A 21,203-nucleotide genomic window follows, 5' to 3' on the forward strand; every position below is an offset into this window, starting at 1 on the left:
TCTTTTGGAATTAGAATGGATTAGATTCATCATAAGGACAGCAATGAAAACATTTATAAATTACATAAAACTACTCTTTATCATTTCAATAATTATTTTTACAAGCCTTGCCCGCAGCCAAGATATGCAAACTGAGATGGCTCACTTTATTCAAGGTTTTCATGACTACAAGCAGTTCAATGGCAATGTACTAGTCGCTAAAGATGGAAAAGTACTGTTTGAAAAAAGTTATGGCTACGCAAACTTTGAATGGGATATTGAGCACAGCGAGAAAAGTAAATTTAGAATAGGTTCGATTACAAAACAATTTACTGCCATGCTCATTTTACAACTTGCGCAACAAGGTAAGCTCAAACTTGATGAACCTCTGGCAACGTACCTTCCTGATTACAGGCAAGATATCGCAGCAAAAATTACTCTTCGACAAATACTCAACCATACTTCTGGGCTTAGTAATTACACTCAATTAAAAACATTTCGCGACGAATATAGTAAAAACAACTACAGCGTTGATGAATTTATCCGCTTATTGTGCAGTGATGATCTATTGTTCGAACCCGGCACTGAATTTCGTTATAGCAACTCAGGCTACTTTATTTTAGGTGCAGTAATTGAAAAGGTAACGGGTCAAAAATACAAAGACGTATTACAGAAGAATATTTTAGATCCACTCGGAATGAACGACACTGGCTATGATTCTCACAATAAAATAATTAAATTTCGCGTATCGGGTTACGACAATGGCCTAACTGGCTACAGCAATACAGACTACTTAGATATGTCTATCCCGTATGCTGCTGGGTCTATGTATTCAACAGCACGAGATTTACTAAAATGGGATCAAGCCCTTTACTCAGATAAGTTATTGAACAAAGAATATAAACAGCAGATGTATCACGTGTCTGAGCAAAGAAATTATGCGCTTGGTTGGGAAGTAACTAACCTTGATAAAAGCACCTATGGAAAACCCCTGACACGTATTCAACATGGCGGTGGCATCAATGGTTTTAATGCATTTATAAGTAGGATCATCGAAGACAAATTACTGGTTATCATTTTAAATAATACCGGTGGTGCGCCACTCACCCCCATGACTAATGGCCTACTTGCAATCTACTATGGCAAACCCTACGAAAAAGCGACAGAGCATATAGATAGCAAACTTTATAACGTATTTAAACGTGAAGGTATTGAAGGGCTAAAGAAAACCTATCAGCAAATGGTGAGTGATGGTAATACGCCAAGAGAAAGGTCGCTAAACTACTTTGGCTATGAATTAATGCAGATGGGTGAGCTAGACGCCGCAATCACGGTGTTTGAACTCAACAATCAATCTTATCCAGATTCCGCAAATACGTTTGATAGTTTAGGTGAAGCATATTTAGCAGCCGGTGATAAACAAAAAGCATTAGCAAGTTACAAAAAAGCGCTCACGCTAGACCCAGAAAGTAACAGTGCACACGACGCGATTGAAAAACTGCAATAACAAAAGAAGCCACGCCACGTGGCCTCTTTTTACTTTTAGCATGGCTAAAGCGCTCGCGGGCTCACTTTAATTTAAAGTATAAAGCCTGAGAGGAATTTCACCCTGCTCTGAGAATGTTGCTTAGCCATAAAGATGAAAAAGCCTCGTTATTCTATACTTAAAATAATTAGTTATCGAGTACCCGCTTATCTAAAATACCCTTTTCAATCAGTTGATTGAGTATAGCTTTGGTTTTTTCGCGGCATATATCCCGAACTAAACGAACAGCAGGTGTAATTGATTGCCGACTTGGACAGATAAGCCACAGCTCTGCACATAAATGTGGATAGTCTTGCATAACAGGTATCACACGTTCATTAAGCAAATCATCACTGATATCAATGCATGATTTAACTGCAAGGCCTTTACCTGCAACACACCATCGTCTGACTAAATCACCATCATTAGAGGCACGGCGACCTTGCATTTTTACCTTAAAACGTTCTGTGCCGTCAGTAAAATCCCAGACATTATTAATGATATCTTGCAGTTGATAAAAAAGCCCCTGATGTTGTTTTAAGTCATTTGGGTGCTTAGGCATACCATGCTTGGCTAAATAGTCTGGGGTTGCACATAATATACGTGGCACATTACAAATTTTGAAACCATAAAGATTGGAATCTGATGGCGAGCCATAGCGCAGTGCAAAATCGACTGAATCACGGTAAAAGTCAACATTACTATCACTGATATGCGGTCTCAAGCTGAGTTTAGGGTACTCATCTAATAATTCATCAAGCCAAGGAATAATCATATTACGGCCCAGATCAGATGATAACGCCACTCTAAGCTCCCCTTCAATTTCATCATGCTCGCCTTTTAATGCAAGAGTTGCTTGCTCAAGCATGGCAATTGCCTGCTGACATTGAGGCAAAAAGCGCTCACCAGCTGCTGATAAACGCAAGTGACGCGTTGTTCGCACAAATAACTCAGTACCGAGTGCTGCTTCAACACGCTTTATTGCTGCACTCGCTGTTGCTGAGCGCATATCTAGTTTTGCAGCAGCGGTAGTAATGCTGCGGAATTCAGCGACCTTGAGGATTAATTTCAGATCTTCAACCAACATATTAACTAAAATTTTTTGATAATGTTTATTGAATTATGCGCTTTATCGCTAAGTATGCAAGGCGTACACTCAGTCATATTGTTATACATGCGGGAGCAATTACATGACACACCCTATTATTTCAGACTTACAACGCCGTTATACAAGCAAGCGCTACGATGCAACTAAACGCATTAGCCAAGATGATTTGGCCGTTATTTTAGAAGCACTGCGCTTAACTCCTTCATCGATTAACTCGCAACCATGGAAATTCGTAGTAATTGAATCAGACCAAGCAAAACAGCGTTTACACGACAGCTTTGCAAACAAGTTTCAGTTTAATCAATTACATGCGAAGGCCGCCTCACACACTATATTATTTGCTTATAACCCTCGCTACAAACGTGAAGATTATGAAAAAGTCATAGAGGCAGACATTGCTAATGGACGTACAAAAGCAGAAAACAAAGAAAGCGCTTTTGGTGCCTTTGCTTTTGTTGATTTAAATACCGATGAACAAGGCAATAATGCACAGTGGACTAAGTCACAAACGTATATTGCGTTAGGCAATACCATGCATGCCGTGGCTCGTTTAGGCATTGACTCTACTCCGATGGAAGGGGTTGATAAAGATTTACTCGGTGAGCTTTTCGCTGATGAGCTAGATGGGTATGTCTGTGAAGTTGCTTTGGCAATTGGCTATCACGAACCTGAGCAAGATTATAATGCTGCATTACCAAAATCGCGTTTAGATAAAGATACTATTATTTCAGTGATTTAAGCGCTACATGCCGTGTATTACGCCTACTCTCGTAGGCGTAATATTTAATTTAACGTTGTATTGACCTTCACATTACGCGCCATACCTTCACTTAAGTCAGCAGTAATCGTTGCAAAACCACCATTAATAAGCGCTAAATTTGGCGCAACATGTCCAATGTCTGCATCGACAATAACCGGAAATAAGTTGCCTTTAAATGCGAGCTCAATTGCTTGGTATTCATCAAAGTAGCAGTCGTTATTTATTGCAGGGCTGCGACCAAACACAACGGCATTTACATCGGTAAAAACATCATTCAATTTTAACGATAACAAACAGCGTGCAAGTGCCATCGGGCTGAGCTCTGCATTTTCTAAATATAAAATAAGTCCTTCAGGTGCATACTGTTTTTTAAATTCATGTAATGCGTAGTAATTAGAAGGTAATAGTAAACCTAACGTATCCAAACAGCCGCCTATCAAGCGCCCTGACACTTCAATTTTACGTGTGTCTTTGTAGTTTATACAACGCCATTGGCTCGGTGCAGTTAAATCAAACTGTGCCTGCGGCTGGTGCGAATAGTCTATAACAGACTGCTGGTAATAAGGTGAGGCCACTTGATTTAATTGACCTTTTTCACCTAATTGTAGTGCTTTGAAAATGTTTGCTAAGTATTCATCAGGATCGTCTGGGTGAATTTGCATTAAATTTGCTGCGTGCAGTGTTGCCCAACCACATCGTGTCGTTAAAGCACATGCAAATGTACTGATATCTGAAAATCCCACTAACCACTTCGGTTGTGCTTGGCTTATCGCATTAAAATCAAGTAAAGATAAAATTTCCATGGTGAGATCGCCGCCCCATGGCGGCATGATAGCGGCAATTGAGTCATCTGTTAAAAACTGCATTAATTCATCTGCACGCTGTTTTGCAGGACTATGGGCTTCGCGTAAGCATGCCCCTTCTATAACTTGAAAGCCTTTTGCTTTTAAGCCCGCCAACACAAGATCTAAACGTGCGTGATATGCTTGATCAACCCCTGATGAAAAAGCGCAAATGGCTATTTTATCGCCTTTTGAAAGCGCTTTAGGGTAGTGAATTTTTGCCATTGTCACCTCTATATAATCGTTAATAGAACGCCAACGTAACGAATAATTGGGTGGCTGTAAACAGGCATAAAAAAACCGCGGTATAAAACCGCGGCTTCATCAATGCTTGGTTAAGCTATTAAATATACTCAACTTCAATGATTTCGTATTCAACTTCACCATTAGGTGTTTTAATGGTAACGGCGTCATCAACCTCTTTACCAATTAAACCACGCGCGATTGGCGAGTTTACAGAGATCAGGTTATTTTTGATATCTGCTTCATCATCACCCACGATTTGGTATTTAACCTCAGCGTCGGTTTCAACATTAACGATAGTAACCGTTGTACCAAAAATAACTTTACCTGTCTTAGGCATCTTAGTTATATCGATGATTTGTACATTTGAAAGCTTCGCTTCAATTTCTTGAATACGACCTTCACAAAAACCTTGTTGCTCACGAGCAGCATGATATTCCGCGTTTTCTTTCAAATCACCATGCTCACGTGCGTCAGCAATATCAGCAATGATTTTTGGACGGGTAACTGTTTTTAATTCGTTAAGTTCTTCGCGCAGTAATGCTGCACCACGAACCGTCATCGGAATTGATTGCATATTATTCTCACTTAATCCCAAGGGCGAATCACTCGCCCTTGGCACATTTCCTTAGTTCATTCGCTGGTGTAGTTCCTGAACTGACGTCACTTTGCTACGGTCGTCTGCTTGGTTTGCAGTACAGTTAGCAAATGCCGCGTTCAGTGTCGTTGTGTAGTTAGTCTTGTGCTGTAACGCACCACGACGTAACACCTTCGAATCTTCAATCGCTTGGCGACCTTCAGTAGTGTTTACAATGTAGCTGTATTCACCATTTTTAATTCTATCAAGAATATGAGGACGACCTTCGAATACTTTGTTTACGCGACGAACTGCAATACCAGCGTCTTCAAGTGCTTTGGCAGTACCACCTGTTGCATCTAGCTCAAAACCAAGTTCAGTCATAGTTTTAGCAAGTTCAACAATACGTGGTTTGTCACTGTTGCGTACCGATAGTAACGCGCGACCACCGCGTGGTAAAGTGTTGCTTGCACCTAATTGTGCTTTAGCGAACGCTTCGGCGAATGTTTCACCAACACCCATTACCTCACCCGTTGAGCGCATTTCTGGGCCACGCATTGGGTCAACACCTTGGAACTTAGCAAACGGTAATACAACTTCTTTAACGCTGTAGTAAGGAGGAATCACTTCTTTGGTGATACCTTGGCTTGCCAATGACTGACCTGCCATACAACGCGCTGCTACTTTAGCAAGTGCTACACCCGTTGCTTTTGATACAAACGGTACTGTACGCGCTGCACGAGGGTTTACTTCGATTAAGTAAACTTGGCCGTCTTTCACTGCAAACTGTGTATTCATAAGACCCACTACGCCAAGCTCAAGTGCCATGTCTGTCACTTGCTTACGCATTACGTCTTGTACTTCAGCAGTTAATGAATGAGCAGGTAATGAACATGCTGAGTCACCTGAGTGAACACCTGCTTGCTCGATATGCTCCATAATACCGCCGATAATCACTTGCTCACCGTCACAGATAGCATCAACGTCAACTTCGATTGCGTTATCTAAGAAACGGTCAAGCAATACTGGGGCTTCATTTGATGCAGATACCGCTTCAGTCATGTAACGACGTAAGTCATCTTCATCGTAAACGATTTCCATCGCACGACCACCAAGTACATATGAAGGACGTACAACCAGAGGGAAACCGATTTCAGCCGATTTTACAATCGCTTCTTCTAGAGACGTTACTGTTGCATTTTCAGGTTGAAGAAGGTTTAAACGCTCAACAAGTTGTTGGAAACGCTCACGGTCTTCAGCACGGTCGATTGCATCAGGTGACGTACCAATAACTGGCACACCATTCGCTTCAAGTGCACGAGCCAGTTTAAGTGGAGTTTGACCACCGTACTGAACGATTACGCCTTTTGGTTTTTCAACACGAACGATTTCTAATACATCTTCAAGCGTAATTGGCTCGAAGAATAGACGGTCAGATGTGTCGTAGTCTGTTGAAACAGTTTCAGGGTTACAGTTAACCATGATTGTTTCGTAACCGTCTTCACGTAGCGCTAATGCCGCGTGAACACAGCAGTAATCGAATTCGATACCTTGACCAATTCGGTTAGGACCACCACCAATTACCATGATTTTATCTTTGTCAGACGGGTTCGCTTCACACTCTTCGTCATACGTTGAGTACATGTAAGCTGTGTCTGAACTAAATTCTGCCGCACACGTATCAACGCGTTTGTAGACTGGCACGATATTTAATTGGTGACGTTTTTTGCGAATTTCAGCTTCAGATACACCCGCAATTTCAGCGATACGTGCATCAGCAAAACCTTTGCGTTTAAGCTTGCGTAAGAACTCGGCATTTAAACCAGCCATACCTACTTCGCTGATTGTTTCTTCGTCTTTTAAGATATCTTCGATTTGTACTAAGTACCATGGATCGATTTTAGTCAATTCGAATACATCTTCAACGCTCATACCATGACGCATTGCATCAGCAACATACCAAATACGCTCGGCACCTGGCTCACGCAATTCACGAATGATTTTCTCTTTCGCTTTCGGGTCATCAAGCGCAACAATTGGGTTAAAACCTGTTGCACCCACTTCAAGACCACGTAATGCTTTGTGTAGTGATTCTTGTTGGTTACGACCAATAGCCATAACCTCACCCACAGATTTCATCTGTGTAGTAAGACGGTCGTTTGAACCTGCGAATTTTTCGAAGTTAAAACGTGGGATCTTAGTCACAACGTAATCGATTGAAGGCTCGAATGAAGCAGGTGTTTTACCACCCGTGATATCATTTTGAAGCTCGTCAAGCGTATAACCTACAGCTAGTTTCGCAGCGATTTTAGCAATTGGGAAACCCGTTGCTTTAGACGCTAGAGCCGATGAACGAGATACACGAGGGTTCATTTCAATGATAACCATACGGCCATCAACTGGATTCACACCAAACTGTACGTTTGAACCACCTGTTTCAACGCCGATTTCGCGAAGTACCGCCATCGATGCATTACGCATGATTTGGTATTCTTTATCCGTCAACGTTTGTGCTGGTGCAACGGTGATTGAGTCACCCGTGTGAACGCCCATTGGGTCAAAGTTTTCGATAGAACATACGATGATACAGTTGTCGTTTTTGTCACGAACAACTTCCATTTCGTACTCTTTCCAACCGATTAATGATTCATCAATTAGAAGTTCATTTGTTGGTGATAAATCTAAACCACGCTCACAAATTTCATCAAATTCTTCTTGGTTGTATGCAACACCGCCACCGGTACCACCCATGGTGAATGATGGACGGATAATACATGGGAAGCCTATACGAGTAAGTACATCGTGTGCTTCGTCCATTGAGTGAGCGATTTCAGCACGCGGACACTCAAGGCCAATATTTTTCATTGCAGCGTCAAAACGCTCACGGTTTTCTGCTTTATCGATGGCATCCGCAGTTGCACCGATTAGCTCAACACCGTGTTTAGCCAACACACCGTGCTTGTCTAGGTCAAGCGCACAGTTTAATGCTGTTTGACCACCCATTGTTGGGAGTACAGCATCTGGCTTTTCTTTTTCAATAATTTTTTCTACCACTTCCCAGTGAATTGGTTCGATGTACGTCGCATCGGCCATTTCAGGGTCAGTCATGATAGTTGCAGGGTTCGAGTTTACAAGAATAACTCGATAGCCTTCTTCTCGTAGTGCTTTACACGCTTGTGCACCAGAGTAGTCAAATTCACAAGCTTGACCGATAACGATCGGGCCCGCGCCTAAGATAAGAATGCTTTTTATGTCGGTACGTTTTGGCATTGTTACTCCGGTTAAATTAGTTAGAACGAGCTTGCATCAAGTCGATGAAGTGGTCGAATAAAGGTGCTGCATCGTGAGGACCTGGGCTTGCTTCAGGGTGACCTTGGAAGCTAAATGCAGGCTTATCAGTACGGTGAATACCTTGTAGCGTACCATCGAATAATGAAACGTGAGTTGCACGTAAATTCGCTGGTAATGTCGCTTCATCCGCTGCGAAACCATGGTTTTGCGCAGTGATCATAACCACATTGCGGTCAAGGTCTTTAACTGGGTGGTTACCACCGTGATGACCGAACTTCATTTTTACTGTTTTTGCACCAGAGGCAAGCGCAAGTAATTGGTGACCTAAACAAATACCAAAAATTGGCGTATCTGTTTCTAAAAAGGTCTTAATTGCGTCAATGGCGTAGGTACAAGGCTCAGGGTCACCAGGGCCGTTCGATAAGAAAATACCGTCTGGGTTAAGTGCGAGTACGTCTTCAGCAGATGTTTGTGCCGGCACAACGGTTAATTTACAACCGCGGTCAACTAACATGCGTAAGATATTACGTTTAACACCGAAGTCATAAGCAACAACGTGAAATTTCTCGTCTGCTGCTTCTAGCGTTTTAAAGCCTTCACCTAATGTCCAGCTTGATTCACGCCACTCAAAATTTTCCTTGGTTGAGACAACTTTTGCTAAATCCATGCCTTTTAAGCCTGGGAAGGCTTGCGCAGCTTCGAGCGCTTTATTCTCATCTAACTCGTCGCCTGCAATGATACAACCATTTTGAGCGCCTTTATCACGTAAGATACGTGTTAATTTACGAGTGTCGATGTCAGCAATACCTAGGATATTGCGTTCTTTTAAGTAATCACTTAACGATTGCTCGTTACGGAAATTACTTGCTAGCAGTGGCAAATCACGGATCACTAGGCCTTTAGCCCAGATTTGACCCGCTTCTTCGTCTTCGCTGTTAGTACCCGTATTACCGATATGTGGGTACGTCAAAGTTACGATTTGTTCCGCGTATGAAGGGTCAGTCAAAATTTCTTGATAACCAGTCATAGACGTATTGAATACTACTTCACCGACTGACATGCCGTCAGCGCCGATTGCAGTACCGCGAAACACTGTGCCGTCTTCTAGGACTAACAGAGCGGATTTAGTCAAGTTAACCTCCTAACAGTAAAAAACGGGAGTAAAGTCATTTGCTCTACTGCCCGTTTAAAGCGATTGGAAACACGCATTTATGAATTTTTGGCAAATTGGCGCTATTTTACAGTAATTTGCTTTTCAGATCTAATCATAATTAATAAAATAGTAAAAATAAGCGTTATTAACTTAATTTTCACTGAAACTGCCAAAAAAGAAACTAAACTACTTCAAGTCAAGCACATCTTGCATGTCATAAAGTCCAGCCGGCTTATTTTTCAACCAGCCCGCAGCTCTTACAGCACCTAAGGCAAAGGTCATTCTAGAACTTGCTTTATGAGTTAATTCTAGTCTTTCGCCAGAAGTTGCGAAATATGCGGTGTGTTCACCTACTATATCTCCGCCTCGCATGACCGAATAACCGATTTCATTTTGCGATTTTGCTTGTTCATCGTGGCTTCTATCGAAACGTGCAACGTCATCATGTTGCCAGCCTTTTGCCTCTGCAATAGCCTCACCAATAGCTAAAGCCGTGCCCGAGGGCGCATCAATTTTATGACGATGGTGCGCTTCAAAAATCTCTATGTCCATGTCATCGCCAAATTTCACAGCTGCAGTCTGCACTAAGTTAAGCAGTAAATTAACGCCTACGCTATAGTTACGAGCAAAAACAATCGGGATATACTTTGCTGCATCGTTTAACGCTTCAAGGTCGTCGTGGGTTAAGCCTGTCGTGCCGATCACCATGGCTATATTTTTTTCTACCGCTGTTTTGAGGTGATTACGCATCCCCGCGGGTAAAGTAAAATCAATAAGTACGTCAGTCTCTTTTACATCAGTTTCTTTGCTAAATTGCACATCCGCATCAGCGGCACTGTTTAATTGATTAACAGCTAAATTAATAAGCGGTGAATTTTCACGGACATACGCCCCCGTTAACACAGAGTGCTCATTTTTTGTAACAGCCTCTAATAGTGCAAGCCCCATGCGGCCATTGGCACCAAATACACCTATACGGTTCATACTTTTACCTTATCTATTCTTATTAGCTGGCTAGATTTTATCGAAAACTCATGTAATAGTCAGGTTAGCTTATAAAAAATACAGCGCTAATTTTTTGGATTTATAAAATAACAACAATAATAACAGATAGCCTTTGCATTTAGCCATCTATACATTTAAACTTCTTCCTTTGCGCCGATTTGGTCTTTGGCTTGCGGGCGCTGTTGTTGTTTTTATTTTCATAAAACAACAACTAAATACAGCTAAAAGAAGTTTTTGGCTGTGTTTTTGGTTATCTAACGAGGAATATGATGCAGCCATCATTTAATAAAACAAAAGCAAAACTTTCTTTGCTGCCGCTTTTGGTGTTTGTCGGCTTATTTTTAGGCGCAGGCTTATACTTACAATCTCAAGGTGTTGATTACGCCTTTTATCAACTACCGGCACCGGTTGCTATTTTACCTGCCATTATGTTGGCCTTTATTTTAAATAGAAACACGATTAACCACAGTGTTGAAACGTTTATAAAAGGTGCAGGTCATAGCAATATCATTACTATGTGCTTGATTTACCTTCTTGCAGGTGCATTTTCTGCCGTCGCAGGCGCAACGGGGGGTGTTGATGCCGTCGTGAATGCCGGTTTATCTCTTATTCCCCCAGCTTTATTACTTCCGGGCTTATTTTTAATCGCTGCCGTGGTTTCAACTGCCATGGGCACATCAATGGGCACCATCGGCGCGATTGGCCCTATTGCCTACGCCGTAGCGCAAAAAACGGGTATCGATCCGGCATTGATGGCCGGTACAATTGTATCGGGTGCAATGTTTGGCGATAACCTATCAATCATTTCTGACACAACTATTGCGGCTACCCGTACACAAGGTTGTGAAATGAAAGATAAATTTCGCGAGAATCTAAAGATTGCTCTGCCTGCTGCTGCACTCACCATTGCATTATTGTTCTTTTTAACACCGGCAGCTGAAGCGGTTGAAACACAGGATTACGATATATTACTCGTGCTTCCGTATGCCTTTATTTTAGTGCTAGCGGTGATGGGATTTAATGTATTTGTGGTGCTGTTTAGCGGGATTATTTTCGCAGCACTAATGGGCTTTACAGGCAGTTATGAAGGCGCAAGCTTTGTAAAAGATATCTACAAAGGCTTTACCGATATGCAGGAAATTTTCTTGTTATCTATGTTTATTGGCGGCCTGTCAGAATTTATTCGTATAAACGGTGGCCTTGATTACATTGCTAACAAAATTCAGGCAATCACGAAAATTATTGCTAAATGGCATCGTAAAGTTGCTGATCAATTAGGTATTGCAGCACTCGTAATGACGAGTAACGTATGTATTGCTAATAATACGGTGTCTATTATTGTTGCAGGCCCTATTGCGAAAAAACTGGCCGATGACGGTGAAATCACTGGCAAGCGCTCAGCCAGTTTATTAGATATTTTTGCCTGTGTAACACAAGGCTCTTTGCCCTACGGCGCACAAGCCTTATTGTTAGGTGCAACGTTTAAAATCAGCCCTTGGCAAGTATCTACATCGTCATATTATTGTTTTATTCTCGCGTTTACTGCGATTGCGGTAATATGCTTACGCCGTAATAAAGCCTAAGTTAAATATTTTTGAGCAGATACGTCATTTTAAGGACGTATCTGCTATAATCCTCACTTTGTATCCCCCTTTATATACTAATTCGCTTAATCAAGTGAATTGTTATGACTACATCAATATTGAGATATGAACTTGAAAAAGATCCTTTCTATTGCTGCGCTATGTGCAGCGAGTACTTCGAGCTATGCGGCTAATTGGAGCTCAACGCAATTACACATCAATAACGGTGAGCACAAAAATCCGTTTTCTTTGGCTAAATCAAACACAACGGTTGTGTCATTACAGCATGCATCTGGTTATGACTATGGCGATAACTTCTTTTTTATTGACTACAGTGATGATGATTTACAAGATGGATATCAAGATAAAGACTTTTATGGTGAATGGTATTCAACCTTCAGCCTGTCAAAAATCTCAGGCAACGATTTTTCATATGGTGCGATTGCTGACGTAGGTTTAACTGCGGGCTTTAACGCTGCTGGAGACTCAAAGGTTCTAAAATATTTACCCGGTGTAAAACTAAGCTGGCAAGCACCAGGTTTTAGCTTTTTATCAACGTTGTTTACAGCCTACATTGATGACAGTGAAGGTGTTGCTCGTGGTGGTGCTCCTACTGAAACAAACAGCTGGATGATTGATGTAGCATGGGGCTACCCATTCACTATTGGCTCACAAAAATTTAATGTGACAGGCCATGTTGAGTACATTGCAGAGCGTGAAAACGAATTCGGTCAAGACGTTAAAGCATGGATTTTAGCACAGCCTATTATTACATGGGATTTAGGTCATGCAATCAGCATGAAAGAAAATACCCTGTTACTTGGCCTTGAGTGGCAATACTGGCATAACAAACTAGGCACAGATACCACTGAATCAGTCCCACAACTTCATGTTGAGTGGACGTTCTAGCGAGTTGCGAGTTGCGAGTTGCGAGTTGCGAGTTATCAATATTAAAGCCTGCAGTCAGCTAGACTACAGGCTTTTTTTAATTAAATTGATCAGAAGTCCATTTAGCCACATAGCGACCACCCGCAACGGCTATTTTCTCTAAGCGGTCACAAGCGTCAAAGGCTACTCCAGAACCAATTTCCTTCGTTGTTTTCGCTATAATCTCATCACTTTTTTTAGTTGCACATGTAATGTTGCTGATGAGCTTGGTCTAACCGATGGGAAAACCCATCTATGGAGTTAATTTCAATATATTTTGCTTCTATGAAATACTCTGCTTTGGATTTATCTTGCCGTTGTTCAAGTAATGTTACTGAATATTTTTTTGCCAAGTCAGTCATTGAATTAGCTAATTTATCAAGCATGATACAATCACGTTGAACTTTATCTGCTTCAACTCCAAGTGCAAAATGGAATTAAAAAGAGCTGCATAAGCAGCTCTGGTAAGATTTTATTACAGTTTACACTGTGGGTTTCTGCCCTGCGCTTTTGCCGCTTGTTGTGCTTTTAAAGCCGTTGGCATGTGTTTTTGTAGCTCTTTAATTCGATTACCCGGTGCTGGGTGAGTCGACATGAATTCGGGTGTGCCGCTGCTGCCAGCTGCACTCATGTTTTGCCATAATGACACTGACTGCTCTGGATTAAAGCCAGCCTTTGCCATTAAATCTAAACCTACAATATCAGCTTCAGATTCATGTGAGCGGCTAAAAGGTAACACCACACCAAATTGTGCGCCGAGTCCAAGTGCTTGCATAATTTCACCGCGATATTGCACATTACCCATATCAAGCGCAGCACCACCGACTTGTAAACCTGTTTGAATCAAGGAGTTTTGCGATACACGTTCATTCGAGTGCTCAGCAATAACGTGTGCAACTTCATGGCCTAACACGGTCGCTAGTTGATCCCTGTTAACCGCTACTTTTAATAATCCGGTATGTACGCCAATGTAGCCGCCTGGTAATGCAAACGCATTCGCGGAATCTTCTTCGAACACCACCACTTCCCATGCTTGTTGAGCATATTCACGCGGCAAAACAGAAATCACATCGTCTGCGATGCATTTTACATACGCATTAACTTTTGGGTCGGAGTTAATCGGCTGTGTTTTCTTCATTTCAGCAAAGCTTGCTTGGCCCATTTGACTCATTTGTTGATCTGAGTAGAGCGCGATCTGTGTACGTCCCGTTGGAGACGTTTTACACCCTGCTAAAACAGCGGTGGCTAACACGACCATCATTAACTTTTTCATGTGAATCCTTACAAATACTATTAGTGCAATTGTTGCTAATATAGCAAAGCATTCATTAATTTTATATGAAAATACATTTCCCACCGTGCAAATGTGATTTTTCAGTTAAATCTTTTAGTTAGCAGGCAAACTAAGTTCACCAACGAACCACTCGCTGCTACAATAGGGGTCTATTGATTGATAAATGAGTTTCCAATGCCTTCCCCCGACACATTAAATAAACGCATTTTATTGCCGTTACTGGCAAGTATTGTCGCCATTACTCCGCTGGCAATTGATTTGTATCTACCTGCGATGTTGGTCATTGCCAATGACTTACAAACAACCATGCCAAATGTACAAATTTCATTGAGTATCTATTTAGCTGGCTATGCACTGGGTATGCTATTTTTTGGCCCTATTGCCGATGAGCTTGGTAGACGATTACTGGCTAAAGTAGGCTTAGCGCTGTTTGGTTTAAGTTCGTTAGCACTGGCATTTTGCCATAACATAGAGCTTTTTTGGTCACTTAGGGCAGTACAGGCTTTCACTGGTGCCGCGGCAACCGTGGTTGTACCGGGTATTATTCGTCATATTTACCGTGAGAATACGGCAAAGGGGATGTCGTATGTATCGATGATCATGATGGTAGCGCCCCTTATCGCCCCCACGCTTGGCTCTTTAATTATGGGCATTTCGACATGGCAGGTTATATTTTTAGTGTTAGCTGCGTATAGCTTTGCGATTTTAGCACTTGTGCAACTTTACTTAATTGATATCCCTATTTTCAAAAGTCAGCAACGCGGTTTAGCGTTATTTTTTAACAGCTATAAAACCGTCTTTTCACGTCAAAGTGCGCGTGCCGACATCGCTAGCTCTATGTTTGCCTCGTTCGCATTTTTCTGCTTTTTAACGTCTGTGCCTTACGTTTATTTGGACTTTTTTAAAGTAGATGAACAACTCTTCGGTATTTTATTTGCCTTTAACGTACTTGCCTTAATGTTCGGTAACTTTATGAATACCCGACTTGTACCACGCTTAGGATCGCGCAAATTACTGTTTATAGGCTTAGGTATTGGCTTTGCATCGGGCTCAGCATTACTGCTGTTTAGTTTAATGCATTTGTCGCTGTATTTTATCGTCGCAAGCATAGCGCCTTTAATGATGAGTTTGGGGATTGTGGCAAGTAATGCCGACTCATTGATTTTAATGCAATTCGAGGAAAAGTCAGGGACTGCAACGGCGGTAATTGGTACGTTACGTTTTGGCAGTGGCGCACTCGTAGGACCTATCCTCGCGTTTATTCACCCACAAAGTGCGGTGCCATTTTCAGCCATGATGTTCAGTGCGCTTATCCTTATACTACTTGTGCAGCTTTGGCATCGAAAATTAGACAAAAAAAATGCCTGTCTATGACAGGCATTTTTCTCTAAAAAGCGTTTATTCAGCTTCTTTCGATACCATTACCATAGCAGGACGCAGTAAACGACCGTTTAACGTGTACCCTTTTTGCATAACTGCAAGTACCGTATTAGGTGCTACATCATTGCTTGGTTGAATTGACATCGCTTGATGGAATTCTGGATTAAACTGCTCACCTTGTGGGTTAACAATTTCTACACCAAACTTAGACACGGCATCGTTGAAGCTTTTTACCGTCATCTCGATACCTTCAAGTACAGGCTTAAGCTGCTCATTTTCTTTGTCAGAAAACTCAATCGCACGCTCTAAATTATCAATCACGGGTAATAATTCGTTAGCAAACTTCTCAAGTGCAAACTTGTGAGCTTTTTCAACATCTTGTGCGGCACGGCGACGCATGTTTTCAACATCTGCTGCGGCACGTACAACACTGTCTTTTTGATCATTTATAGTTTGCTTTGCAGCTTCTAGTTCACTATAAAGTAGTGCAATTTCAGCTTCAGGGCTTAGTTCTTCGCCTTCAACTTGCTCTGCTGCTTCAACGGCTGCGTCAACATCCGCTTGCATTTGTTCAAATTCTTCGTTTAGTTCAACTTCTTGCTCTGGTGATTTTGTCTGCTCAGACATAGCTTAAATGCTCCAATTCTTTACAACTGCGGTAATTATGGGGATTGAATAAAAAGATTCAAGAGGTTGATGACCCGATTAACTCAAATTCTTGGATGATTGCTTCAATTTGTGCTGATTTTGGACAAATAACACAAAAACGACTCTGATATTCGAGGTTATTAAAGTAAGGAAGGCTGATCACCATTAACTCATCACAATCGGTAAATGGAAGTTGTTCTGTGTTTAATACCGACAAACCGTTTCTAAATGCGAGCTTGTCTTCAACAAAATTTAGAAATGAGACGCCTATATTTAAGCTCGTTTGACAGTCTACTTGCTTATATAAATAGTTTTCACCTACCACAATACTGTTATCAGACCCCAGTTTCTGGCTCAATTGGCGAGTCCATTGGGTCAACGAGTCATGGCAGTTGCGCGGTGCAGTATTCGCCATTGCCTGCATACGGTAAAGACCTTCCATCAGAGTTTGTTGACTGAACACCGTATTAAGCCACGTTGCAAACTGATAGCGAACCGAATCACTGGCGTCCTCAGGTTTACTAATACAAATATTGTGACTTTGCCCTGCTCTATCAATCAGTAAAATAAGCCAATCACTGCCATCAAAGTCAAGTACTTCAACCCTAAAAACCAATTGCGAACTCACTTGCGGTAAACCAACACAACAACATACTTTATAACGTTGGCTCAAGCCGTGGGCCAGCTCAACAAGTTGTGCTTGTTGAGGTTGCCAATACGTCGCAATTTCGGGCAAAGAGAAAAATTCGGTTAACCAATAGTCAAACCCAGCATTTGTTGGCACGCGGCCTGCCGAGGTGTGTGGCGAATAAAGCAACCCTTCTTTTTCAAGCCTTGCCATTGCATTTCGCACTGTGGCAGAGCACACAGCCATGCCCTTTTGCTTTGCTATACGCGTTGAAGCCACTGGTTGGCCCTCGCCATTACAATATAGGCTCATTACGGCTGAAAAAATTTGTTGATCGCGGGGGTTTAATTTCATAATTCTTACATCTTGACACTTGCCCTAAGATATTTGGGCACTGCAAGTTTATTTCAAGTTATTTTCAAAGCATTAATTTTTAATGTAATCTATCCCTATGAAATAGTTAAGTGCACGTACCATGGACTCACCGTTTAAAACCATAGGTTTAATTGGTAAACCTAACCACAGCGCCGCGGCTACAACGCTACAGCGATTACACACCTTTTTACGAGCGTTAGGTTTTGAGGTGCTCGTTGAGCAACGAACGGGTCGGCAATTAGAAGATGTGCCTGCGAACAACCTCGTTAAACTCGTTGAGTTAGGCGAGCGTGCTGATTTAGCCATCGTTGTCGGTGGCGATGGCAACATGTTAGGTGCTGCACGTGTTTTAGCGCGTTTTGACGTTGCAGTGATTGGCGTAAACCGTGGTAACCTCGGATTTTTAACCGACTTAAACCCAGAAGGTTTTGAAGCAAGTTTAGAGCAGGTTCTAAGCGGTCAATTCATTGAAGAAAAACGCTTCCTGCTAGAAGTAGAAGTATACCGACATGCTGAACTTAAAAGCGCAAATTCAGCGGTTAATGAAGCGGTACTCCATGCCGATAAAGTCGCTCACATGATTGAGTTCGAAGCCTTCATAAATAATGATTTTGTATTTTCACAACGCTCTGATGGTTTAATCGTATCTACACCGACTGGCTCAACGGCCTATTCTCTCTCTGGTGGAGGGCCTATTTTGACACCAGAACTGAATGCTATTTCGTTAGTACCCATGTTTCCTCATACTCTTTCGAGTCGCCCTTTAGTCGTTGATGCCGATAACGAAGTACGCCTTAAACTCAGCCTAGAAAATACCGACAGCTTACAAGTGAGCTGTGACAGCCACGTTGTTTTGGCTGTTTTACCTGGCGATGAAGTGGTTATCAAAAAAGCTGACAAACGGTTACGCTTAATTCATCCAAAAGAATATTCTTATTACAATGTACTGCGAAAAAAACTGAACTGGGGTAGCCGCTTATTTTAAACAGCAATTTTCTTCTTAAATAATTGCCAAGTGAAATCTATTAGCGCAAAATAATTCACTTTACCGTAGTACACATTTAAGGAACCTAAGCAAAAATGAGCTATATAGTTTTTCTTGCTCTTTTATTGTTGATCACTCTACTAGGCTGCTATTGGATCATCGAAAGCAACCGTCGCAAAGCGATAGAAGCCGAAAAAAAACGCTTTCATCAACGTGTAAAAGAGATCAATAACGACTTCAAAATTAAATTAATCGAATTTAGTGAAGCAAAGCTCATTCGCCCTAAAAATGTTGCACGTTTGAACCAAATCACCAGTAATTACTTTGTCGTTCAAGCTCACAACGAAGAAAATCTAACGCATTTAGAGTTTATTAGTGAGTTGTTTATCAGCACCATAATCATGGAAGCAAACAAAGCACAAAGCCCGCATGAACATGACCAACTTGCCGATAGATTACAATACTTTATGGCACAACTTCCTTATAATGGCATTGAATACAATAAAGCGTTTTATCAAGAAGTATTACCCTCATTAATTGAAGTTATTAAATACGCGCCACCTATTAATCAACATGATGACCCAGCGCAAAGCCAGAGTCCATCAATGCCTGATGAATTAAATCACGAAAAACAGATATCAGAATTAACAAAAGCATAAAAATTTAATTTGCAAAACCCGAAAACACTGTATAAATTAACAGTTAATTAGCTGGATGGATAAACAGTATGTTAATCGGGTTAGAAATTAAAAACTTTGCCATTGTAAGTAACTTGAGTACTGAGTGGCACAATGGCATGACAGCCATTACAGGTGAAACAGGTGCAGGGAAATCAATTGCTATTGATGCCCTATCGTTGTGTTTAGGCGAACGCGCCGATGCGGGTGCTGTTCGTCCAGGAACTGAGCGTGCAGAAATCTGCGCGCAATTCGATATTACCCAATTACCCCTTGCACAACAGTTTTTAGAGCATCACTTACTGTCTAATGCAGAAGGTGAATGCTTACTGCGCCGTGTTATTTGTAAAAATGGCCGGAGTAAAAGCTATATTAATGGCAGCCCTGTCACTGCTGCGCAGCTTAAAGAGCTTGGGCAATACCTCATTTCTATTCATGGTCAACACGCGCATCAGCATTTATTAAAAGCCGAGCATCAGCTGCATTTACTGGATGCATATGCTGGCCATACAAACCTGCTTTCCAATGTTAAAGAACGTTTTAAAGCCTATCAGGCGCTAGTAAAAGAGTTTAACCACTTAGAACAACAACAAGCGCAACAAGCGGCTCAAAAACAGCTACTTGAATACCAAGTTGCTGAATTAGACGAGTTTGCCTTACAACCCGGTGAGTTTGAAGAAATAGAAGCTGAGCACCATAAGTTAAGCCACAGCCAAACTATTTTAGAGTCGTGCCAGCGTGAACTTCAGCACTTATACGAAAGTGATGAGCAAAGTGCATGCTCAATGCTGCAACACAGTGCACAGCAATTTGCTGAACTTGCCGGCTACGATGATAGCCTATCTAGCATTGCAGCGCTTTTAAGTGAAGCCGCTGTTCAGGTTGAAGAAGCAAGCCGTGAAATTCGCAGCTATGTAGATATAACAGATTTAGATCCTGCTCGCCTCGACGAAGTAGAAACTCGTTTAACTGGGGCAATGGATTTAGCACGCAAGCACCATATAAAACCGGAAGAGCTGGTAGAATTTCACCAATCAATTGCGCAAGAGCTTGCTTCAATTAGCTACAATAGTGACCGCTTAGCATCACTAGAAACCGAGATAAATACAGCCCTTGATGAATATAAAGACGCTGCACAGGTTTTAAGTGATAGCCGCCAGCGTTATGCTGAAACACTCAACACATTGATCAGCGATAGCATGGCTAACTTATCAATGGAAAATGGCCAGTTTGCGATTGATATTCAACAAACAAGTGATAAAGCCCCCAGTGCAATGGGGTTTGATACCGTGGCGTTTTTGGTATCGACCAACCCTGGGCAACCAATGCAAGCTTTATCGAAAGTTGCATCGGGTGGCGAGCTTTCGCGTATCAGTTTAGCGATACAAGTCATTATCGCCCAGCGCGTGACAACGCCAACACTCATATTCGACGAAGTCGATGTGGGTATTTCTGGCCCAACGGCCTCAGCGGTTGGCAAGTTATTGCGCCAGCTTGGCAAATCAACCCAAGTTATTTGTGTTACGCACTTGCCACAGGTTGCTAGCTCTGGGCATCAGCAATTTTTTGTTGCGAAAGAAATTGCAAATGGTGAAACCTACACACAAATGAATAAGCTCAGTAAAGATGGACGAATTGATGAAATTGCCCGTCTACTCGCTGGCGATAATATTAGCAAAATGGCCAGAGCAAATGCGAAAGAGCTGATTAGTGCGCATGCATAACCACTCTCGCACTTAATGACATTAACGTTTTAGTAATTAATTAAGGCTATTGTGCATAGCCTTCGACCGGATTATACAATGAATAAACAACGTAAGTTTGGGTTAGCAAGCGGGTTATTATTGAGCTTAAGCTCACCTTTACTGCACGCCTCTGTGTCATATACACCTGTCGTGTCACAAAATTATATGTTCGCTCTACTACAATGCACTTTATTTGCGTTTCCTATCGTGGCGCTACTTTTGGTGCTATGGAGCCGATGGAAGCACCTAAGGTTTAAACAACGTTTACAAACATATTTATATGCTTCTGCAGCAATGATGCTCATACTGTTTGTAATAGTGAGCCAGCAATCAGAGACAATTTCTGTTTGGTCTGTTGTTGTAATGATTTGTCATTTTATCGTGGTAAGCCTTGCTTACTTTTTATTAAAACAACACAGCAATAAAGTAAAAAACACGTTATCAGGCTGCTGGTAGTCTGTTTTAAATTGTCGGGCTT

General features: G+C 41.7%; 19 protein-coding genes. 9 read left to right on the forward strand and 10 right to left on the reverse strand.

From position 1 onward, the window contains the following. Positions 1-43: 43 nt before the first annotated feature. Positions 44-1,486 carry a serine hydrolase domain-containing protein gene (locus tag LPA49_RS00580; protein WP_180310918.1) on the forward strand — a complete coding sequence of 481 codons (1,443 nt, stop codon included), beginning with the start codon at positions 44-46 and terminating at the stop codon, positions 1,484-1,486. 166 nt (positions 1,487-1,652) lie between these two features. Here the strand turns inward: LPA49_RS00580 and LPA49_RS00585 are convergent, their stop codons facing one another. Continuing rightward, a complete protein-coding gene (locus LPA49_RS00585; RefSeq protein WP_036967684.1) occupies positions 1,653-2,591 on the reverse strand; it encodes a LysR family transcriptional regulator in 939 nt (312 codons plus the stop codon). Positions 2,592-2,694: 103 nt separating this feature from the next. Between LPA49_RS00585 and LPA49_RS00590 the strand changes: the two genes are divergently transcribed. Continuing rightward, complete coding sequence (locus LPA49_RS00590) at positions 2,695-3,351, forward strand: nitroreductase family protein (protein ID WP_074989299.1); 657 nt, start codon at positions 2,695-2,697, stop codon at positions 3,349-3,351. A gap of 44 nt (positions 3,352-3,395) precedes the next feature. Here LPA49_RS00590 and LPA49_RS00595 read toward each other — a convergent pair whose 3' ends face one another. The 5 genes from LPA49_RS00595 to dapB all read right to left on the reverse strand — a co-directional run bounded on the left by LPA49_RS00595 (position 3,396) and on the right by dapB (position 10,462). Further along, entirely contained in the window at positions 3,396-4,439 is a 1,044-nt protein-coding gene (locus LPA49_RS00595) for a S66 peptidase family protein (RefSeq protein WP_065978695.1), read from the reverse strand. A 118-nt stretch (positions 4,440-4,557) separates the two neighbouring features. Then, positions 4,558-5,034, reverse strand: a complete 477-nt coding sequence (greA, locus tag LPA49_RS00600) for a transcription elongation factor GreA (RefSeq protein WP_036967677.1) — start codon at positions 5,032-5,034, stop codon at positions 4,558-4,560. A 51-nt stretch (positions 5,035-5,085) separates the two neighbouring features. Next, positions 5,086-8,304, reverse strand: coding sequence for a carbamoyl-phosphate synthase large subunit (gene carB / locus LPA49_RS00605; RefSeq protein WP_036967675.1), 3,219 nt, complete (start codon positions 8,302-8,304; stop codon positions 5,086-5,088). A gap of 16 nt (positions 8,305-8,320) precedes the next feature. Next, the gene (gene carA / locus LPA49_RS00610) at positions 8,321-9,457 is read right to left on the reverse strand and encodes a glutamine-hydrolyzing carbamoyl-phosphate synthase small subunit (protein ID WP_036967672.1); all 1,137 of its coding nucleotides are present in this window, start codon (positions 9,455-9,457) and stop codon (positions 8,321-8,323) included. Between the two features lie 207 nt (positions 9,458-9,664). Beyond that, the gene (gene dapB / locus LPA49_RS00615) at positions 9,665-10,462 is read right to left on the reverse strand and encodes a 4-hydroxy-tetrahydrodipicolinate reductase (RefSeq protein ID WP_065978698.1); all 798 of its coding nucleotides are present in this window, start codon (positions 10,460-10,462) and stop codon (positions 9,665-9,667) included. A gap of 290 nt (positions 10,463-10,752) precedes the next feature. On the opposite strand from dapB, the gene LPA49_RS00620 reads away from it, so the two are divergent. Together LPA49_RS00620 and LPA49_RS00625 are read left to right on the forward strand one after the other, a co-directional pair. Further along, the gene (locus LPA49_RS00620; RefSeq protein WP_036967666.1) at positions 10,753-12,066 is read left to right on the forward strand and encodes a Na+/H+ antiporter NhaC family protein; all 1,314 of its coding nucleotides are present in this window, start codon (positions 10,753-10,755) and stop codon (positions 12,064-12,066) included. 126 nt (positions 12,067-12,192) lie between these two features. Further along, positions 12,193-12,975 (forward strand): nucleoside-binding protein, encoded by a 783-nt coding sequence (locus LPA49_RS00625; RefSeq protein ID WP_065978699.1) that lies wholly within the window; start codon positions 12,193-12,195, stop codon positions 12,973-12,975. 215 nt (positions 12,976-13,190) lie between these two features. On the opposite strand, the gene LPA49_RS00630 is transcribed toward LPA49_RS00625, so the two are convergent. Then, a complete protein-coding gene (locus tag LPA49_RS00630) occupies positions 13,191-13,379 on the reverse strand; it encodes a hypothetical protein (RefSeq protein ID WP_180310919.1) in 189 nt (62 codons plus the stop codon). Positions 13,380-13,468: 89 nt separating this feature from the next. Beyond that, complete coding sequence (locus LPA49_RS00635; RefSeq protein WP_065978701.1) at positions 13,469-14,266, reverse strand: M48 family metallopeptidase; 798 nt, start codon at positions 14,264-14,266, stop codon at positions 13,469-13,471. 195 nt (positions 14,267-14,461) lie between these two features. Here LPA49_RS00635 and LPA49_RS00640 point away from each other — a divergent pair, with 195 nt between their 5' ends. Continuing rightward, positions 14,462-15,661, forward strand: a complete 1,200-nt coding sequence (locus LPA49_RS00640; protein ID WP_036967656.1) for a multidrug effflux MFS transporter — start codon at positions 14,462-14,464, stop codon at positions 15,659-15,661. Positions 15,662-15,685: 24 nt separating this feature from the next. Here LPA49_RS00640 and grpE read toward each other — a convergent pair whose 3' ends face one another. Both grpE and LPA49_RS00650 read right to left on the reverse strand, forming a co-directional pair. Continuing rightward, positions 15,686-16,294 (reverse strand): nucleotide exchange factor GrpE, encoded by a 609-nt coding sequence (gene grpE, locus LPA49_RS00645; RefSeq protein ID WP_036967654.1) that lies wholly within the window; start codon positions 16,292-16,294, stop codon positions 15,686-15,688. Between the two features lie 58 nt (positions 16,295-16,352). Further along, on the reverse strand, positions 16,353-17,297 hold the full coding sequence (locus LPA49_RS00650) for an HrcA family transcriptional regulator (RefSeq protein WP_036967651.1): 945 nt from the start codon (positions 17,295-17,297) through the stop codon (positions 16,353-16,355). Positions 17,298-17,418: 121 nt separating this feature from the next. On the opposite strand from LPA49_RS00650, the gene nadK reads away from it, so the two are divergent. The 4 genes from nadK (at position 17,419) to LPA49_RS00670 (ending at position 21,181) form a co-directional block, all read left to right on the forward strand. Beyond that, the gene (nadK, locus tag LPA49_RS00655) at positions 17,419-18,303 is read left to right on the forward strand and encodes an NAD(+) kinase (RefSeq protein ID WP_036967648.1); all 885 of its coding nucleotides are present in this window, start codon (positions 17,419-17,421) and stop codon (positions 18,301-18,303) included. A gap of 95 nt (positions 18,304-18,398) precedes the next feature. Next, positions 18,399-18,962, forward strand: coding sequence for a hypothetical protein (locus LPA49_RS00660; protein ID WP_036967646.1), 564 nt, complete (start codon positions 18,399-18,401; stop codon positions 18,960-18,962). 68 nt (positions 18,963-19,030) lie between these two features. Continuing rightward, a complete protein-coding gene (recN, locus tag LPA49_RS00665; RefSeq protein WP_065978704.1) occupies positions 19,031-20,704 on the forward strand; it encodes a DNA repair protein RecN in 1,674 nt (557 codons plus the stop codon). Between the two features lie 78 nt (positions 20,705-20,782). Next, entirely contained in the window at positions 20,783-21,181 is a 399-nt protein-coding gene (locus LPA49_RS00670; protein WP_036967641.1) for a hypothetical protein, read from the forward strand. Positions 21,182-21,203 lie beyond the last annotated feature (22 nt).

It is taken from the genome of Pseudoalteromonas sp. MB41 (genome assembly GCF_020966275.1).
GTDB lineage: Bacteria > Pseudomonadota > Gammaproteobacteria > Enterobacterales > Alteromonadaceae > Pseudoalteromonas > Pseudoalteromonas lipolytica.

Coding starts and splice junctions, on each gene's coding strand:
- LPA49_RS00580 (WP_180310918.1), top strand. CDS start 44: ATGAAAACATTTATAAATTACATAAAACTACTCTTTATCATTTCAATA.
- LPA49_RS00585 (WP_036967684.1), bottom strand. CDS start 2,591: ATGTTGGTTGAAGATCTGAAATTAATCCTCAAGGTCGCTGAATTCCGC.
- LPA49_RS00590 (WP_074989299.1), top strand. CDS start 2,695: ATGACACACCCTATTATTTCAGACTTACAACGCCGTTATACAAGCAAG.
- LPA49_RS00595 (WP_065978695.1), bottom strand. CDS start 4,439: ATGGCAAAAATTCACTACCCTAAAGCGCTTTCAAAAGGCGATAAAATA.
- greA (WP_036967677.1), bottom strand. CDS start 5,034: ATGCAATCAATTCCGATGACGGTTCGTGGTGCAGCATTACTGCGCGAA.
- carB (WP_036967675.1), bottom strand. CDS start 8,304: ATGCCAAAACGTACCGACATAAAAAGCATTCTTATCTTAGGCGCGGGC.
- dapB (WP_065978698.1), bottom strand. CDS start 10,462: ATGAACCGTATAGGTGTATTTGGTGCCAATGGCCGCATGGGGCTTGCA.
- LPA49_RS00620 (WP_036967666.1), top strand. CDS start 10,753: ATGCAGCCATCATTTAATAAAACAAAAGCAAAACTTTCTTTGCTGCCG.
- LPA49_RS00625 (WP_065978699.1), top strand. CDS start 12,193: ATGAACTTGAAAAAGATCCTTTCTATTGCTGCGCTATGTGCAGCGAGT.
- LPA49_RS00630 (WP_180310919.1), bottom strand. CDS start 13,379: ATGCTTGATAAATTAGCTAATTCAATGACTGACTTGGCAAAAAAATAT.
- LPA49_RS00635 (WP_065978701.1), bottom strand. CDS start 14,266: ATGAAAAAGTTAATGATGGTCGTGTTAGCCACCGCTGTTTTAGCAGGG.
- LPA49_RS00640 (WP_036967656.1), top strand. CDS start 14,462: ATGCCTTCCCCCGACACATTAAATAAACGCATTTTATTGCCGTTACTG.
- grpE (WP_036967654.1), bottom strand. CDS start 16,294: ATGTCTGAGCAGACAAAATCACCAGAGCAAGAAGTTGAACTAAACGAA.
- LPA49_RS00650 (WP_036967651.1), bottom strand. CDS start 17,297: ATGAAATTAAACCCCCGCGATCAACAAATTTTTTCAGCCGTAATGAGC.
- nadK (WP_036967648.1), top strand. CDS start 17,419: ATGGACTCACCGTTTAAAACCATAGGTTTAATTGGTAAACCTAACCAC.
- LPA49_RS00660 (WP_036967646.1), top strand. CDS start 18,399: ATGAGCTATATAGTTTTTCTTGCTCTTTTATTGTTGATCACTCTACTA.
- recN (WP_065978704.1), top strand. CDS start 19,031: ATGTTAATCGGGTTAGAAATTAAAAACTTTGCCATTGTAAGTAACTTG.
- LPA49_RS00670 (WP_036967641.1), top strand. CDS start 20,783: ATGAATAAACAACGTAAGTTTGGGTTAGCAAGCGGGTTATTATTGAGC.